Genomic DNA, 16,794 nt, shown 5'->3' on the forward strand with positions numbered 1-16,794 from the left:
CGAGATTAAGAAAGCAAAAGCTATTTTGCAGGAAGCACATGATCTTTTACGGGATGCTTCACACGATCTGGTTCCTACCCTTTTGGTTCGCTTTGGTTTAATTTATGCCCTGGAAGATTTATGTGAAAGAAACTCCAATTCGCATATTCATTTTGAATTTTCAAGTGCCATTCCGACTAAAAAAAGATACACCGAAAAATTTGAAATGAAGCTTTATTTATTGTGACAGAGCTATTCAACAACATCATCAAACACAGTGACGCGCAAAAAGCTAAATTTCCTTATCCGAAAAAAACAACCAATTTCTCATTGTAATTCAGGACAACGGAAAAGGTTTTGAAACCGAAAAACTAAACCATGTCGAAGGTTTTGGTCTCAACCGAATCAGAGCCCGAATCAAGAAATACAAAGGAACTATCTCGATTACCTCAAAAAAAATGAAGGAACCTTTATCAAAATTCAGGTCCCTTTACCGCTTTAAGTCAAGTTTATTTCTTCCCGATTTCTACGATCTCCAGGTCTTTAATTTTATCGCCGTCAATTACAAATCGCAACATCGTTCGAACCTGATGAAACCCACTTTTCCCGGCTGCTCCGGGATTCATATGCAACAGATTATTTTTTTTATCAAACATAACCTTCAGTATATGTGAATGCCCACAAATGAATAATTTGGGCGGATTCAGTGCCATTTCTTCTTTTATATTGGGATTATACTTTCCCGGATATCCTCCAATATGCGTAATCCAGACCGAAACATCCTCACATAAAAACCGATTGTGTAAAGGAAATTCCAATCGCGCCTGTGCATCATCAATATTACCATACACACAACGAAGCGGTTTCAACTTTTTAATAGTATCCGTAACATTCAGATCGCCAATATCTCCCGCATGCCACACTTCATCAGCCTGAGCAACGTATTTTAAAATGGTATCATCAATATGACTGTGGGTATCCGAAAGCAGAAGAATTTTTTTCATTCAAGTAGGTAAAGAGGTTCAGAGGGGCAAAGGTACAAAGGTTTTTTAAAAGGTGCTAAGGCGCTAAGATACTAAGGTGCTAAGTTTTTTTTACATCTCACATCTCACAATTAAAAAAAATCCGACTCGTAAAAAACGAATCGGATTTATTAGATGTTACGTATTTCAATAAAAAAACCCACCTTTCAGGACTATAACTTATTATCCTTTTTGGGTGTTTTTGTTTCTTTTAGGTCTTTGGTACAATCATTTCCATAAGTTTTAACCCAAGTAAACCGCTAATAGAACCATCAGAACCGCCATTTCCGGAGATTAGTACATCAGGAATTACTTTGAATTTCCTTACCAATTTCTTCGGTTACTTGTATCTGGTAAAATTATCCCACCCCTCGCGCTAACTTGCAATTGGTACGATTCTGCTGTCGATTTACCAACTGCCATAATTTTCTCTGCTTCGGCCAAACCGGTTTTGAGATACGCTCTGCCTCGGCGCTTGCATTTAATTTGGTCGCTTCGGCCTGTGCGCCTGCTCTTGCTTTCGTTGCTTCGGCCTCAGCATTTGCACGCATTTTAGTTGCTTCGGCTTCAGCGTTCACATTCAGTTTTAAAACTGGAGCAACACCTTCCGCTTTCTTAACCGTCGCATCGGCGGTACGCTGTGCAATTTCAACACTTTGTGAAGCACGCACAATCTCTTTCTGCATATCTGCAATTGCCGTTTCTTTTTCCATTCCCTGACGCTGTTCCTGAGCCATTCTTTGGGTTTGATATGTTTTTGTTCTTCTTCGGCCAGCTTCCTGTCCGTTAAGGTTTTCATCAGCGAATCCGGCGGAACAATATCTCCAATCAAGGTATCAACAGCATTCACATTATTCATCAAGCACTAATTTTATGTGATTCTTAGCAGATTCCTGACGTTCTTTTCTGGTACTTAAGAAAGAAATTACGTCACTGTCCTGAGCCGAGTTTCTGAAATAGTTACCAATTGTAGGCTCTAAAACCTGAGAAACCAGATTGTTCATGCTTCCAAAACGCGCAATTACTTTTGGGGCCTCATTTGCCGGTACATGGATAATCTGTGCTACGTCAAGATTAAAAGGGAAACCGTCTTTCGAACGAACTGTAATCGTAGACAGGTTTTTATCTAAATCATGCGATTCACTACGTGCATTTGCCCAGTTTAAAACTAAATTAGTTGTTGGCACGGGTTCCAGTTTGGTCGTGTACTTGTTCAGGGCATATTTCCCTGGTCCAAAAGGCTCCATCCAAACACCTCGTTGTCCTTTTGAAACAATATTTCCGTGTTTAAAAGTATCTCCCGTAACATCCTGACCGTCTTCTCCAATATAAGAAATCACCACACCAACATATCCGATTGGCACATCTGTCATCGGGTTTTGTTCGATTAAGATTCCCCACGTATTAATGTAGTACGACCCTGCCAGCATTACCTGTGGCTGCAGACCACGGTTTCCTCCTTTGTCCAAAAATTGATCAAAATCCTGAAAGTTATTGTGTCCTTCGACAAACTTCCCGGCAATTTGTCCCTGCGGAATAGGCTCTCCGTCAAGGGCGGTCACAATACCAATCATATTCTCATAAATCTTGATCTGATCTGCAATTATAATTTCAAACAAAAAGGTATTAATACGATACGATCCTGTTGTAATAAATGCGGTCTGACGTCCTTTTTGTCCGCCATTGTTTAAAAAAGAAGTAGCGTCCTGAAAATTATCACTGTCCACTCTTCTTGCCAGGATTCTTCCGGTTGGAATCTCCTGTCCGTCTTTACTTAAAACCAATCCAATTTTACCTTCCGGAATAACCGTAAATCCAGTCATATCAATTGAATATTGCCAGATCCACATTCCCCAGTACAAACCCGGAGCAAGTGTTTGCGCCTGATAACCGGCTTCTCCTTTTGTAGCGATAATACGCCCGTCGGGAAGCGATTTATCAGCTCCGAACAAAACAAATTTCTTGGTTACCAAACCAATTTTATTTTCCGGAACCATAACCATTCCGAAAAATACACGCAAAATAAATTTGTAAAAAACAATGGCAAATAAGATTAAAATTATCCACCAATAAGAAGTAATTTCATTCATAGTTTTAATATTTAGTATTACAAACATAGGAGAAATACTTCCTGTTAAAATGAAAAATTTTAAAATTTAACTCTTATTAATTTTTACTTAAAAAAGTTAAAATTTGACTTCTTCTCCATCGTTAGAATTGTCAATTTCTGACACGATTTTTTAGTCTGTCAACTGCGGTTGGCATTTTGGGTTTTAACAATTTCTGGCTAAAGCCAGAGGTCCTGAGTGACTAAGACGCTAAGGTTCTAAGATTCTGAGAAACTAAGTAACTTAAAAAAATCAAACCTCATAAAGAAAGACCTTAGAACCTGAGTATCTCAGCATCTTAGAACCTTCAAAAAAAAACCTCAGAACCTTAGTCCCTCAGAACCTCAGCCCCTTTTTTAAAAAAACCTTCGTACCTTTGCCACTCTGAACCTTTGAACCTTTACTTTGAGATATTTTATTCAATTTGCTTACAACGGAACACATTATCATGGGTGGCAGTTTCAACCCAACGCGTCTTCTGTTCAGGAAACTTTAAACAAAGCGCTTTCTATTTTATTAAACACTCCTATAAATGTAATGGGTGCGGGACGAACGGATACCGGAGTTCATGCACAGGAAATGTATGGGCATTTTGATGTTGAAACTCCATTGGAGGTTCCAACTTTGATTCATAAGCTCAACTCCTATTTACCAAAAGACATTGCTATTTTTAATATACTTCCGGTTCACGATGACGCGCATTGCCGATTTGATGCCACCAGAAGAACCTATGAATACCACATCAACACTGTTAAAAATCCGTTTTTAGAGGAATTGAGTTGGTACTTTAATCAAAAATTAGATGTAGATTTGATGAATGAAGCTGCGAAAATTTTACTGCTCCACACCGACTTCCAGTGTTTTTCGAAAGTAAATACAGATGTCAACACTTTTGATTGCACGGTTTTTGAGGCCTATTGGAAACAGGAAAACAATAAGCTGATATTTACCATTTCGGCCAATCGTTTTCTTCGAAATATGGTTCGCGCAATTGTTGGAACATTAGTAAATATTGGTTTGCATAAAATTTCTCTGGACGATCTTGAAAATATTATCGCCAGTAAAAGCAGGGAAAAAGCCGGTTTTTCGGTACCGGCACACGGATTGTATTTAACCGAAATTGATTACGATTATATATAGCTTTAGGCTATAGGCAGTAGGCAATAAGCCTAAAGCCTAATGCTTAATGCTTAATGCCTCAATAAATAAATGAAAGCAAAAGCATTTGATACCGGATTATTCAAACGAATTTTAAAATATACCAAACCTTATAAATGGCGTTACTACGGCGTTATTATTTTTGCTGTTTCGCTCTCTATTTTTGCAGCCCTTCGTCCGTATTTATTAAAACAAACGGTCGACGGCTATATCAAGACGCATGACAAAGAAGGTTTACTTCTTTACATCATCTTAATGGGAGTTGTTCTTTTGATGGAAGTATTCTCACAATTTTATTTTGTTTACTGGGCCAACTGGCTTGGACAGGACATTGTAAAAGACATCCGTACCAAACTTTTCAAACACATACTGAGCTTCAGAATGAAGTATTTTGACCTTGTACCGGTAGGACAATTGGTGACAAGATCCGTTTCAGACATCGAATCCATTGCCCGTATTTTTAGTCAGGGGCTTTTTATGATCATCAGTGATTTGATGAAAATGCTGGTGGTCCTTATTTTTATGTTTTACATGAACTGGAAATTAACATGGATCGTAGTAGTCGCCATGCCAATTCTGGTGTACATTACCCGAATTTTTCAGCGCAAAATGCAGGTCGCTTTTGAAGAAGTGCGCACGCAGATTGCCAACATGAACTCTTTCGTGCAGGAACGTGTTACGGGAATGAAAATCGTACAGCTTTTTAACCGCGAACAAATCGAAGCCGATAACTTTAAAGAAATCAACAACAAACACAGAGTTGCCTGGATCAAAACCATTTTATACAACTCGATATTTTTCCCGATTGCCGATATCATCTCTTCCATTACTTTGGGATTGGTTGTCGTTTACGGCGGCTTTAAAATCCTGAACGGAGATCATTTTACCACTTTTGGGGATTTGTTTTCGTACACCATGTTCATCGGAATGCTGTTCAATCCACTACGTCAGATTGCGGATAAATTCAACGAGATGCAATTAGGGATGATTGCTGCCAATCGTGTGTTTGATATTATCGATACTCAGGATCATATTCAGGATACCGGAACTATCGAAGCACCCATTTTCGAAGGAAGCATCGAATTTAAAGACGTCCGCTTCAGTTATATTCCGGAAGAAGAAGTAATAAAAGGAATTGATTTATCTGTTGCATCAGGGCAAACGGTTGCCATTGTAGGTTCGACAGGAGCCGGGAAGTCAACTATTATCAATTTATTGAATCGTTTCTACGAGATCAACAGCGGTACCATTTGCATTGACGGACATAATATCGAAAATTATACTTTGGCATCCCTGCGAAAACAAATTGCCGTGGTTTTACAAGATGTCTTTTTGTTTGCCGATACCATTTACAACAACATTACTTTACACAACCCCGAAATTACGCGCGATCAGGTTTTAGAGGCTGCCAAAAAAATTGGTGTCCACGATTTCATCATGAGTTTGCCCGACAATTATGATTTTGATGTAAAAGAACGAGGCGTAATGCTATCATCAGGTCAGCGTCAGTTAATTGCCTTTTTAAGATCGTATGTCAGCAACCCGAGTATTTTGATTCTCGACGAAGCAACATCATCCATAGACACCTATTCTGAAGAATTGATTCAGCGCGCTACCGAAACGATTACCAAAGGAAGAACTTCGATCATCATCGCGCACCGTTTGGCAACCATTGTAAACGCCGACAAAATTGTGGTAATGGACAAAGGTTTGATCGTAGAACAGGGAACGCACCACGAATTACTCCTTAAAACCGACGGTTATTACAAAAATCTGTACGACTCTCAATTTGCTGTGGCCAACTAGAGATTTCGAAATGCTAAAAAAGTTCTTAAAAAAGTTAAATTAGCGTTATAAGAATCATAAATCTACTGGTTCACAGGCCTTAGGATAGCATTCCTTTTTTTTGAATTATTTATCTTTGAGAGACAAAATTCAAATGCAAAAGAAAATGCCACAAAACAGATTTTATCCTAACGAAGAATTCAAAGAAATAGAAATAAACGCCTCATTACAACTTAGATATGCCATTTCAAACAAGGGCCGACTGATTAGTTTTTCAGATGAAATTCAAAACGGACGCATCCTGAAAGGCGGCTTAAGCGATGGTTATCCTACCTTTAGATTTAAGGTCAAAAAAGACGACAAAATTGTCAACAAATATCTTTTCCTGTACAAATTAGTCGCGCATTACTTCATCCCAAAAGAGTCCGAAGAACAAACTTATGTACTTCATCTGGATTACAACCGCAGCAACGATGATGTAAAAAATTTATGCTGGGCAACTAAAGCCGAAATGATGGCGCACAGCCGTAAAAGTCCGCATGTGATTCAGGCTAAAAAGAACCTGATCGAACACAATTTAAAAGCCGACGGAAGAAAATTAACCACCACCAAAGTCATGTTAATCAAAAAAATCCTCGCGCGTCCGGAACAAAAAACACGTCTGAAAATGATTGCCAAACAATTTGGCGTAAGCGAAATGCAGATACGACGTATCGCCAGCGGTGAAAACTGGGGACATGTTAAGGTGTAATTGTTAATTGTTAATTCGGTATAATATACGCTGAGCGGAGTCGAAGAACTTTTGAACACGAAAGGTCTTTGGCTCCGCTTTGTTAATGAACGTTTTATTTTGCAGATTTAAAGCAAAAAACATAATTTTAAATTTATAATTCATAATTAACAATTAACATTTCGCACAATCTCTGTGAAAAGATCAAAATCAGTAAGGCTAAAAATAAATTTTAAAGTATTTTTTAAAATAAATCCTTAAATTCGCAAGCACAAATAACAAAAGAATAAATCGATAAATGAGTTTCGGAATTAAACTTCATTTTCGGTAATAAATACTAAAAACCAAACAAATGAAATACGACGTTATTGTTTTAGGAAGTGGTCCCGGTGGATATGTAACAGCAATCAGAGCTTCACAATTAGGCTTTAAAGTAGCTGTAGTTGAAAAAGAAAACTTAGGTGGTGTATGTTTAAACTGGGGATGTATCCCAACAAAAGCATTATTAAAATCAGCTCAGGTTTTTGATTATCTAAAACATGCATCTGACTACGGATTGAAAGTTTCTGAGTTCGACAAAGATTTCCCGGCAGTGGTTCAACGTAGCCGTGGAGTTGCTGAAGGAATGAGCAAAGGAGTTCAGTTTTTGATGAAAAAGAACAAAATTGACGTTATCGAAGGTTTTGGAAAACTAAAACCAGGAAAAAAACTTGACGTTACAGACAAAGACAATAAAGTTACTGAATATAGCGCTGATCACATTATCATCGCAACCGGAGCTCGCTCTCGTGAGTTGCCAAACTTACCACAAGATGGTGTAAAAGTAATTGGTTACCGTCAGGCAATGACCTTACCAACACAACCAAAATCTATGATTATCGTAGGTTCTGGGGCAATTGGAGTTGAGTTTGCTCACTTCTACAACTCAATGGGAACTGAAGTTACTATTGTAGAATTTATGCCAAACGTTGTTCCTGTAGAAGACGAAGATATCTCAAAACAATTTGAGCGTTCTTTGAAAAAAGCCGGAATTAAAATCATGACTAACTCATCTGTTGAGCGTATTGACACAACTGGTGCAGGAGTTAAAGCATTTGTTAAAACTGCAAAAGGTGAAGAAGTTCTTGAAGCTGACATCGTACTTTCGGCAGTTGGAATTAAAACTAACATTGAAAACATCGGTTTAGAAGAAGTTGGAATCGCTGTTGACAGAGATAAAATCTTAGTAAACGCTTACAACGCAACTAATATTCCTGGATACTATGCAATTGGAGACGTTACTCCGGGACAAGCTTTGGCTCACGTAGCTTCTGCAGAAGGAATTAACTGTGTAGAAAAAATTGCAGGTTTACACGTAGACCCAATCGATTACGGAAACGTTCCTGGTTGTACCTATGCAACTCCTGAAATCGCTTCTGTAGGTTTAACTGAAAAACAAGCTAAGGAAAAAGGATACGAATTAAAAATTGGTAAATTCCCATTCTCAGCTTCAGGAAAAGCTAAAGCTGCCGGAACACCAGACGGATTCGTAAAAGTAATCTTTGATGCTAAATACGGAGAATGGTTAGGATGCCACATGATTGGTGCAGGTGTTACTGATATGATTGCTGAAGCAGTTGTAGCTCGTAAACTTGAAACTACAGGTCATGAAATCCTTAAATCGATCCACCCTCACCCAACCATGAGCGAGGCTGTTATGGAAGCTGTAGCAGATGCTTACGGCGAAGTAATTCACTTGTAAAAAATAGACCGTTTACGGTTACATATAATTTTCAATTTAAAGAATCCGATTTGTGAAAACAGATCGGATTTTTTTATACCCATTTTTGTCTCACTCTTGAACATTATCCGCAAAGTAAATTATCAATTATAAGTCGTTTTTTATAGCGTGCCCCTCCGGGTCAGGCTGTCCGCTGTATCTTTTATGGCAAACCCCGCCATAAAAGGATGCCGCTCCCATCCTTCACGCTAAATTGTTTTCAGTTAAAAGAGTTCTACTGCAAGATTTTCAAAACGTTAAGAATCTCCAAGAGGCTTATCCACAACGTATGTCATTTCGAGGAACGAGACTCGAGCGATAGCGAACTGGCGAAGTCAATCACACCCGAATGTCGACAAAGAAACTCCACAAAGTATGTCATTTCGAGGAACGAGGCTCGAGTGACAGCAAACTGGCGAAGTCAATCACACCCGAATGTCGACAAAGAAACTCCACAAAGTATGTCATTTCGAGGAACGAGGCTCGAGTGACAGCAAACTGGCGAAGTCAATCACACCCGAATGTCGACAAAGAAACTCCACAAAGTATGTCATTTCGAGGAACGAGGCTCGAGCGATAGCGAACTGGCGAAGCAAATCCCCACAAGAAATCCCACAAAGTAGATCTTCAATCATTGTCGATATGCGAATGTGATTTCTCCCTTCGGTCGAAATGACAATACAAGGTTTTTAAAATTTTAACAAACGAAAAGTTGTTAAAAACTTGACATAAAAAGAGCGCATCGTCGTCTTATAATTCTTATTTTTATTTCTTATAAATAAGAATTCATGAAACTACCTTTTATAGAAATAATTGAAGCCACAACAAGTGACCCAAATTTACTGATGTGGAAATTTTATGATGAAGACAAAGAAATCAAAAACGGAGCAAAACTAACCGTTCGGGAAAGTCAGCACGTTATGCTTTTAAATGAAGGGCAACTTGCTGATATTTTTTCTCCCGGGCTTTACACCTTATCTACCGAAAACATTCCTGTTTTAAGCAAACTAAAAGGCTGGAAATACGGTTTCGAAAGTCCGTTTAAAGTAGATGTTTATTTTTTCAATACCCATCAGTTTATCAATAATAAATGGGGAACTCCCGCTCCTATCCTGCTCAATGATCCGCAATTTGGTCAAATCAGAGTTCGCGCTTTTGGTAGTTTTGATCTTAAAATCGCCGATGTTGCCAAATTCTTTCGACAATATGCCGGAACCTATCCGCAGCTCACGATTTTCGAATTACAAAATCAGTTGAGAGATTTTGTGGCTCCAAAATTTGGAGAAGTTCTCGCAAACGAAAATATAACCGTTACAGACATTGCCGGAAATAGTACACAATTAGGAAAAAAAATCGAACCCTATCTAAAACCTTATTTTGAGCAATTAGGAATCGAGCTAACCCAGTTTGTCATCACAAGTGTAACCTTGCCGGAAGATGTTACAGCACATTACGATAAAATCACTAATATGAATATGGTGACCGATATGGACAAATTTACCAAATTCAATACCGCGACAGCTATTGGCGATAAAGGAACAGCGCTTCACGATGCGACCCAAAATGCGTTGAGTATGGGAATCCTCCTCAATCAATTACAGCAAAATAAAGAAACTCCGAAAGAAGAAGTCAAAGACGATATAACTTCAAAACTTCAAAAACTAAAATCTTTATTTGATGCCGGTTTAATTGACGAAGACGAGTTTAAAAACAAAAAAACCGAATTGTTAAATCAATTGTAATGGAAGAGAAAAAAGTCAATTCGTTTTTAGACAAGCTCAAGGCCAATGCGAAAAAGCAAGCCAATTACGGCGGTGAGTCTGAAAGCAGCGAGGCACAGCTGAATGCAAGAGACTGTCCAAACTGTGGTGCCGGAAGAGCCAAACAAGACGGTGTAACACATTGCGCCTATTGCGGATTTGAGTTTATAACCGTCAAACTTACAGACGGGGTTTACATTAAAAAAGAAGACAATTCAATTTAAAAATAAAACATAGTGTTCGGATTATTCAACAAACAAAAAGGCGAAGATGCTGTTCCTGAATGGTATTCAGAACTTAAGGAATCACAGGAAAGATGGTTTAATTTCTTAGAAAAACTAGAAGCCAAAATGGAAGAGTTTGCCACGGCAGCTATTCCGGAACTGAAAGAAATTTTACAAACCGATGACGATTTATACAAAAGAACCTTTCATAAAGTCTATTCGGGCGTAAACGGACAATTGTCTAATATCAGAGAAAAAGCCAGAACGACCTATGACGAAAAAATAATAAACGTTTATTACAACTACAATTCACAGATCTCTGTTTTAAGCAAACACCACAATCTGGTTTCCGATTTTAGAAACCACTGTTCTGATCGTTACCATGCTTTTGAAGATCAATACGAATATTGGAGAAATCAAATCGAAAAAACACAGGAACGTGACCTCGAAATCGAATATCAAAAAATAGTCGACGAATACGAAGCCATTAAAGACAAATTCAGCTGTACACAATGTGGCGGCAATATTCAAATCGAAAAAATATTTTTAATCGAAACCTATATCGCTTGCCCTTATTGCAAAACACAAAACACCTTTGCGCCTAGTACACAGGGTAGAAATCTGCAAAATATTGCAAGAGGTCTGGCCGAACAAAGAACTGCGCATTTGTATGAAGCCTTTGAAACCGAAAACAACAAAGAACGCGAATTGTACCATCAGCGTCATGAATTAAGTTTGAGTAAAATTCACGAATCAAACAAAAAGGTTTTAAGTGAAATTCAGTCTAAAATGGATGATTTAGAAGAACAAAGACAATTTGTGATTAAAAATGCTCCCAAATTATATCAGGTTTATTTGCGCGCTATGTACGACGAATGGAATACAATTACACCCGATTTAAAAGAGCACAACGAAAAAATGTATCAAAATCAAATACAATCCTAATAATTTATTAACCCTAAAATTTGAAAAATGTTTAAAAAACTTTTTGGAGCTCTAACTGGAGACAACAAGCAGGAAAACCAGAATTATGAAGCACAAACTTCAAATAACAATTATGAAAATGAATACGAAAATGAGGATCAGGAAGTAGAATACGATCCGGAAACTTTACATGGAACACATTATACTGTAGAAGATTTTGATGCCGAAGTTGCCGAAAGAGCCGAAGCATGGATCGCAGACGAGCGTGCAAGTGGAGAAAATCTGGAAGACAAAGACATTCAAAACATATATTTCAATTACAGAAGAACGGTTTACACCGAATGGAACAACTGCGATTCAGATCAAATGATTCGTTTTGAGCACGCCAATTCTTTAAAATACAGCGGAGTTCAGGTTTCGGGATTTGTAAAAGTTGACGACAACAATCCGTTTCTAGAGCCTGTACATGGCGTAGATTTAAGAACGTATACCGCAATGTGCCTTAAGATCAGTGCCGGAGTCGATTACCTTGAAGTTTGCAAAGCAATGGGATTTGAGCCTGTAATCTGGGAAGAATTAAACACCATCTGGCCACAGCGTATGGGAGAAGATACTTCGTTTACGGTTACCACTTTGTTTGGACAATATTATGCCGAAAATGTAACGGTTCCGCAATTAGAAAACCTGAATGCTGAAATTTCGGAAGAAGGAGCTGCTAATCTTGAAAAAATCAGAACCGACCGTTATTTCTATGAAGAACTTGCAGGTGCCAGACAAGCGGCGTACGAGTACGGAATCGATGGTGCTCAATGGATTCTAGAAAACTTCGGAATCAATCTTGCCGATTTCCAATCGGTAGCCATGCAATGGATGACTGAGCAAAATCAAAACTGGAATTCAGCAGATATCACAGAATTTCATGACTATCAGCAAGCAAAACAAAAAGAATATGCTGCAAAATTTGCTGCAGAACAAGGAGGAAACATTGCAGACGATGTAAATTTCTAATTTGACTTTCTTATCAGGATAAAAAACCGATTTGCAAAACAAATCGGTTTTTTGTTCGTTTAAAACATTTCAGAATTCTATAAAAGTTACTTCATAAAAACAATACCAAATGGAAAACACACCTACCTTCTTTGCCGACGGGGAAAGCCCAATAATGATCGAAGCCTATAAAAGAGCACAAGAAACCTTCAAATATTTCTGGAGAGAATTATCGTGGGAATACCGCCGAATCGTTCCGGGACTTGATGTTGCCTGTGTAAAACTGGCCTTCACACAAGAAATAGACGGAGAAACCGTAGTCGAGCATATGTGGATTAACGATATCAATTTTGACGGCGATACCATTTATGGCATCCTGGTAAATCAACCCAATGATTTAACCAACGTCAATAATGGCGACGAAATACAAATACCTGCTAATCAAATAAGCGATTGGTTGTTTGCCAGCGATGGAAAAACTTACGGAGCTTTCACCATACAGGCCATGCGTTCAGAAATGGATGAAGACGAAAGAGAAGATCACGACGAAGCCTGGGGATTAGATTTTGGAGATTACAACGACATACTGGTTGTTTCAGATCAAAAAGAAAAGCCCGAAAATCTGGTAGAACATCCAATGAGCAAAAACATGAAGGAGAGCCTTATTGATTTTGTAAAAAATAATCCCGAAGAACTTAGCGCAACAGATGAACTGGGATATACTTTTCTGCACCGCGAAACCATTGCAGGAAACAAAACAAGTGTAGAAATTTTATTGGAATTTGGAGCTGATGTGAAAGCCGAAACTGTCAATGGAAAAACCGCTCTTGATTTTGCAAAACAGCTAAACTGGGAACATTTAATTCCTTTGTTGTAATATTTAACCTTTAAAGTCCGATTTTCATAAGCAAGTCGGACTTTTTTTTGAAATTTCTATGAAAATAAATATTAATTTATAGTAACCATTAAGACACCTTTTTTTAATAATAAAGCATTAATTTTGCGGCACCCAAAACAAATCTGCCATGAAAAAAATATTGCTAGTAGTAACCTTTACTCTTTTTTTACCCTATGCCCTTCTTGCGCAAACCAAAACCGAAGCACAGGCCATTTTTGCAAAATCAACTAATTATGTAAACGATTTTGAAAAAATCCTTACTGCAAGCCAGATCAAGAATCTGAACGACTTTTTAAAAGCGGGCGAGAACAAAACTAAAACTAAAATTACTATTGTAACCACTTCTTCAATAGCCCCTTATACCAACCTTACCGATTATTCATCCGATTTTGAGCAATACCTGGTTTCTACCTTAAAAATTGACTCCTCTATTTTAATTGTTTTAAGCAAGCAACTCAGACAAATTCAGATTCAGGGGGTTAATAAACTGCGTCCTAAAATGAGCGATCAGGAAATTAAAGATATAGTATCGGCCTATGTGCTTCCGGAACTAAAAAAAGGCGATTACCATAAAGCCTTACAGGAAGGTGCAATTCAGCTTATTAAGAAGCTCGAATAAAAAATCCATTTTATCGACAACGGATTTAATCCAAAAAAATAGCAAAATCTGACTTGTGAAAACGGGTCGGATTTTTTTTATCAATAAAAAACGTTTATTGCCCCACAAACAATCCCCCACAAACATAGCCGCATCCCCTCTTTGCGCGCGATTTATTTTCATAACTTTAGCACTAAATAAATAAGGTTATGAAAGAAATATGCATTGTTGAATTTCCATCAAATTTGGGTTTAAAAGAACCTCAACCCGGAAAAGAACCAGGCGTAAAAAAACTGCCGGATTGGTTATGGAAACATAATTTACACAAAGTCATTCTCCCTAAAAACATCATCAGGCTTGATCCTCCAAAATATTCAAATAGCCGTGATCCTGAAACTCAGCTTCTCAACAGCAATTCATTGGTTGGTTATGCCAGAGAGCAGGCCTATTTGCTAAACAACTTGCTTTCTCAAAACAAATTTCCGTTTATTCTGGGCGGAGACTGCAGCATTCTACTCGGAGCAGCTATCGCTTTAAAGCAAAAAGGAAATTACGGATTGTTTTATCTGGACGGGCATACCGATTTTATGGATGTCGCTTTATCCGAAACCGGAGGTGTTGGCGGAATGGCCGCATCAATAGTTACCGGAAACGGAACTGAAAAACTAACCAATATTCTAAACCTGCGTCCTTATATCAACGAAGAGAACCTATGGTGCGTGGGCAACCGCGAATATGATGATGCCTATGAAAATGAAATTCGCAATTCGGCTGCCACTTATGTTAGTCTTGAAAACTTGCGAAAAGAAGGAATTTTAAAAAGCGTACAATCTTTTCTTTCAGAAGTAAAGAACAAAAAACTGGATGGTTTCTGGCTGCATATTGATCTGGATGTTCTAAACGATGCCGTAATGCCTTGCGTAGACAGCCGAACGCCTGACGGACTTACTTATGAAGAGTTCAATGAGCTACTTGCACTCCTTTTTCAAAGCAATCAATTAACCGGGCTTGAAATTACCATTTTAGACCCTGATCTCGACGTTACCGGGCAATACACCAAAGAGTTTGTACAGCAATTTACCACTACTTTTAATACCCATATCAATCTGGAGGTATAAAAACTTTTTGTCCTGATTTTGTCAAACTAAAAAACGTATTTTAGCTACTACCATTGAAGCAAAAAACACAGCCAAAACAATTGCATCATGAATACAGCGATACAGGATTACAATAATTTACAAAGCAGTTCCGATCAGGAAATCTGCGATCGACTGGCGGTGCTAATCGACGAAAATCTACCGGAGGCCGAGAATAAAATCTGGCACGCACATCCGGTCTGGTTTTTAGACGGAAATCCTATTGTAGGCTACAGCAAGCTAAAAAACAATGTTCGGCTATTGTTCTGGAGCGGCCAGTCTTTTGAGGAAAAAGAGCTTATCAACGAAGGTTCTTTTAAAGCGGCAGAATTTCGCTATACCTCAGTCGACCAAATTAACCCATCCGACTTAAAACGCTGGCTAAAAAAAGCAAGCGAAATTCAGTGGGATTATAAAAATATTGTCAAACGAAAGGGCGTTCTGGAACGATTAAAATAGGTCATCAACTCTCTTTTACCAAAGCCAAATAACCAAAACAATTAATGAGTCGAAGACACAAAACAAGTATCCAAAAAAGTAATTCCCAAAAAAACACTATTGCTTTTTTTATAAAAACACTCTCAATTATCCTTTGTCCAATTAGTCTCATGTATGCACTAAGACAGTATTACAATTTTATAATTATTGAGTTTCATTTTTTGTTTTACATTTATTTAATTTCAAGCCTTGTTTTTGGACTATTATTCTATAAATATCAAAAAAATCACGAAGGGAAAAGTTTTAAAATATGGAATTATTCCCTTTCAATTATTATAATTTATGGCTCTATATCGTGTGCCACTTTTATTTTGTCCAATGACTATTTATCCACTAACAAAGAATATTCAATAATTTCTCCTATTCTGGAAAAACATGAAAACTACAGAAATTCTCCCAATTATATTGTAGTCGATATTGAAGGAACCAAAAGAGAAATCAACATTCATGATTATGATTTTAAAGAAATCAGTATCTATAATTTTGCAAGAATCACTATTAAAAAAGGATACTGGGGTTTTCCCATCATAATTGAAACCAAACTAAAACTAGATCAATGAGATGGAGAGCCAAGAAATAATACAAGTCCTAATTTACTTTCATGCCCTGTTTGGCGCTATTGCGCTTGTTTCGGGATTCATCTCGTTACTCTCGCAAAAAGGAAAAAAAACGCATAAAAAACTCGGAAAACTCTTTTATTACACCATGCTTTTGTCGGCCATAAGTGCTTTGATTATTTCGGTTCTGCCTCAACATCAAAGTCCGTTTTTATTTTCAATTGGAATTTTTAGTTCCTATTTCGTACTAACAGGCTATAGGGCTTTGCGCTTTAAAAAGAATGATGTCAACCTGAAAAACGATAAAATCATTTCGGGAATTATGATGATTACGGGACTTATAATGATCCTGTACAATCCGATAGTGCATCAGACTATCAATATTGTTTTAACTGCTTTTGGTCTTGTTGGACTGATTTTTTCAAGCAGAGATTTAATACTGTTTAAAAATAAAACCAGACTTAAAAGTGTCTGGCTCAAATTGCATTTAGGAAAAATGCTCGGCGGTTATATTTCTGCCACAACCGCTTTTGTTGTCGTAAATGAATTTTTTCCCAGTTTTTATGGCTGGTTTATCCCCGGAACAATAGGAGCATTTTATATTGTTTACTGGATGAGAAAAGTCAATAACAAACAAACCGCAATAAGAATAGAATAGAATTATTGAAGAA

At 37.7% G+C, this 16,794-nt stretch carries 18 protein-coding genes; 15 read left to right on the forward strand and 3 right to left on the reverse strand.

The features are described from left to right. The first annotated feature begins 25 nt into the window (after window positions 1-25). Window positions 26-226, forward strand: coding sequence for a hypothetical protein (locus tag OLM61_RS00975; protein WP_264524672.1), 201 nt, complete (start codon window positions 26-28; stop codon window positions 224-226). Between the two features lie 262 nt (window positions 227-488). Here the strand turns inward: OLM61_RS00975 and OLM61_RS00980 are convergent, their stop codons facing one another. From OLM61_RS00980 to OLM61_RS00990, 3 genes are all read right to left on the reverse strand, one after another. After that, window positions 489-983 (reverse strand): metallophosphoesterase family protein, encoded by a 495-nt coding sequence (locus OLM61_RS00980; protein ID WP_264524673.1) that lies wholly within the window; start codon window positions 981-983, stop codon window positions 489-491. A 377-nt stretch (window positions 984-1,360) separates the two neighbouring features. Further along, on the reverse strand, window positions 1,361-1,738 hold the full coding sequence (locus tag OLM61_RS00985; protein WP_264524674.1) for a hypothetical protein: 378 nt from the start codon (window positions 1,736-1,738) through the stop codon (window positions 1,361-1,363). A 114-nt stretch (window positions 1,739-1,852) separates the two neighbouring features. Beyond that, window positions 1,853-3,091, reverse strand: coding sequence for an SPFH domain-containing protein (locus OLM61_RS00990; protein ID WP_264524675.1), 1,239 nt, complete (start codon window positions 3,089-3,091; stop codon window positions 1,853-1,855). Window positions 3,092-3,514: 423 nt separating this feature from the next. Between OLM61_RS00990 and truA the strand changes: the two genes are divergently transcribed. The 14 genes from truA to OLM61_RS01060 all read left to right on the forward strand — a co-directional run bounded on the left by truA (window position 3,515) and on the right by OLM61_RS01060 (window position 16,781). Beyond that, window positions 3,515-4,249 (forward strand): tRNA pseudouridine(38-40) synthase TruA, encoded by a 735-nt coding sequence (gene truA / locus OLM61_RS00995; RefSeq protein ID WP_264524676.1) that lies wholly within the window; start codon window positions 3,515-3,517, stop codon window positions 4,247-4,249. 69 nt (window positions 4,250-4,318) lie between these two features. After that, entirely contained in the window at window positions 4,319-6,073 is a 1,755-nt protein-coding gene (locus tag OLM61_RS01000; protein WP_264524677.1) for an ABC transporter ATP-binding protein, read from the forward strand. Window positions 6,074-6,218: 145 nt separating this feature from the next. Further along, window positions 6,219-6,803, forward strand: a complete 585-nt coding sequence (locus OLM61_RS01005) for an NUMOD4 domain-containing protein (RefSeq protein ID WP_264524678.1) — start codon at window positions 6,219-6,221, stop codon at window positions 6,801-6,803. Window positions 6,804-7,134: 331 nt separating this feature from the next. After that, complete coding sequence (gene lpdA / locus OLM61_RS01010; protein ID WP_121329580.1) at window positions 7,135-8,523, forward strand: dihydrolipoyl dehydrogenase; 1,389 nt, start codon at window positions 7,135-7,137, stop codon at window positions 8,521-8,523. 806 nt (window positions 8,524-9,329) lie between these two features. Next, complete coding sequence (locus tag OLM61_RS01015) at window positions 9,330-10,283, forward strand: SPFH domain-containing protein (RefSeq protein ID WP_264524679.1); 954 nt, start codon at window positions 9,330-9,332, stop codon at window positions 10,281-10,283. Further along, a complete protein-coding gene (locus OLM61_RS01020; RefSeq protein ID WP_264524680.1) occupies window positions 10,283-10,525 on the forward strand; it encodes a hypothetical protein in 243 nt (80 codons plus the stop codon). The genes OLM61_RS01015 and OLM61_RS01020 overlap by 1 nt, the downstream gene beginning before the upstream one ends. Before the next feature lie 12 nt (window positions 10,526-10,537). Further along, complete coding sequence (locus tag OLM61_RS01025; RefSeq protein ID WP_264524681.1) at window positions 10,538-11,470, forward strand: hypothetical protein; 933 nt, start codon at window positions 10,538-10,540, stop codon at window positions 11,468-11,470. Between the two features lie 27 nt (window positions 11,471-11,497). Then, window positions 11,498-12,457, forward strand: a complete 960-nt coding sequence (locus OLM61_RS01030; RefSeq protein ID WP_264524682.1) for a DUF6620 family protein — start codon at window positions 11,498-11,500, stop codon at window positions 12,455-12,457. A gap of 109 nt (window positions 12,458-12,566) precedes the next feature. Next, a complete protein-coding gene (locus OLM61_RS01035) occupies window positions 12,567-13,313 on the forward strand; it encodes a DUF2314 domain-containing protein (protein ID WP_264524683.1) in 747 nt (248 codons plus the stop codon). 148 nt (window positions 13,314-13,461) lie between these two features. After that, entirely contained in the window at window positions 13,462-13,953 is a 492-nt protein-coding gene (locus tag OLM61_RS01040) for a TPM domain-containing protein (protein WP_264524684.1), read from the forward strand. A 188-nt stretch (window positions 13,954-14,141) separates the two neighbouring features. Then, window positions 14,142-15,050 carry an arginase family protein gene (locus OLM61_RS01045; protein ID WP_264524685.1) on the forward strand — a complete coding sequence of 303 codons (909 nt, stop codon included), beginning with the start codon at window positions 14,142-14,144 and terminating at the stop codon, window positions 15,048-15,050. An 87-nt stretch (window positions 15,051-15,137) separates the two neighbouring features. Then, complete coding sequence (locus tag OLM61_RS01050) at window positions 15,138-15,527, forward strand: DUF1801 domain-containing protein (protein ID WP_264524686.1); 390 nt, start codon at window positions 15,138-15,140, stop codon at window positions 15,525-15,527. A 149-nt stretch (window positions 15,528-15,676) separates the two neighbouring features. Further along, entirely contained in the window at window positions 15,677-16,126 is a 450-nt protein-coding gene (locus tag OLM61_RS01055; RefSeq protein ID WP_264524687.1) for a hypothetical protein, read from the forward strand. A gap of 1 nt (window position 16,127) precedes the next feature. Beyond that, entirely contained in the window at window positions 16,128-16,781 is a 654-nt protein-coding gene (locus tag OLM61_RS01060) for a DUF2306 domain-containing protein (protein ID WP_264524688.1), read from the forward strand. The last annotated feature ends 13 nt before the right edge of the window (window positions 16,782-16,794 follow it).

Source organism: Flavobacterium sp. N502536 (genome assembly GCF_025947345.1).
Taxonomy (GTDB): Bacteria; Bacteroidota; Bacteroidia; order Flavobacteriales; family Flavobacteriaceae; genus Flavobacterium.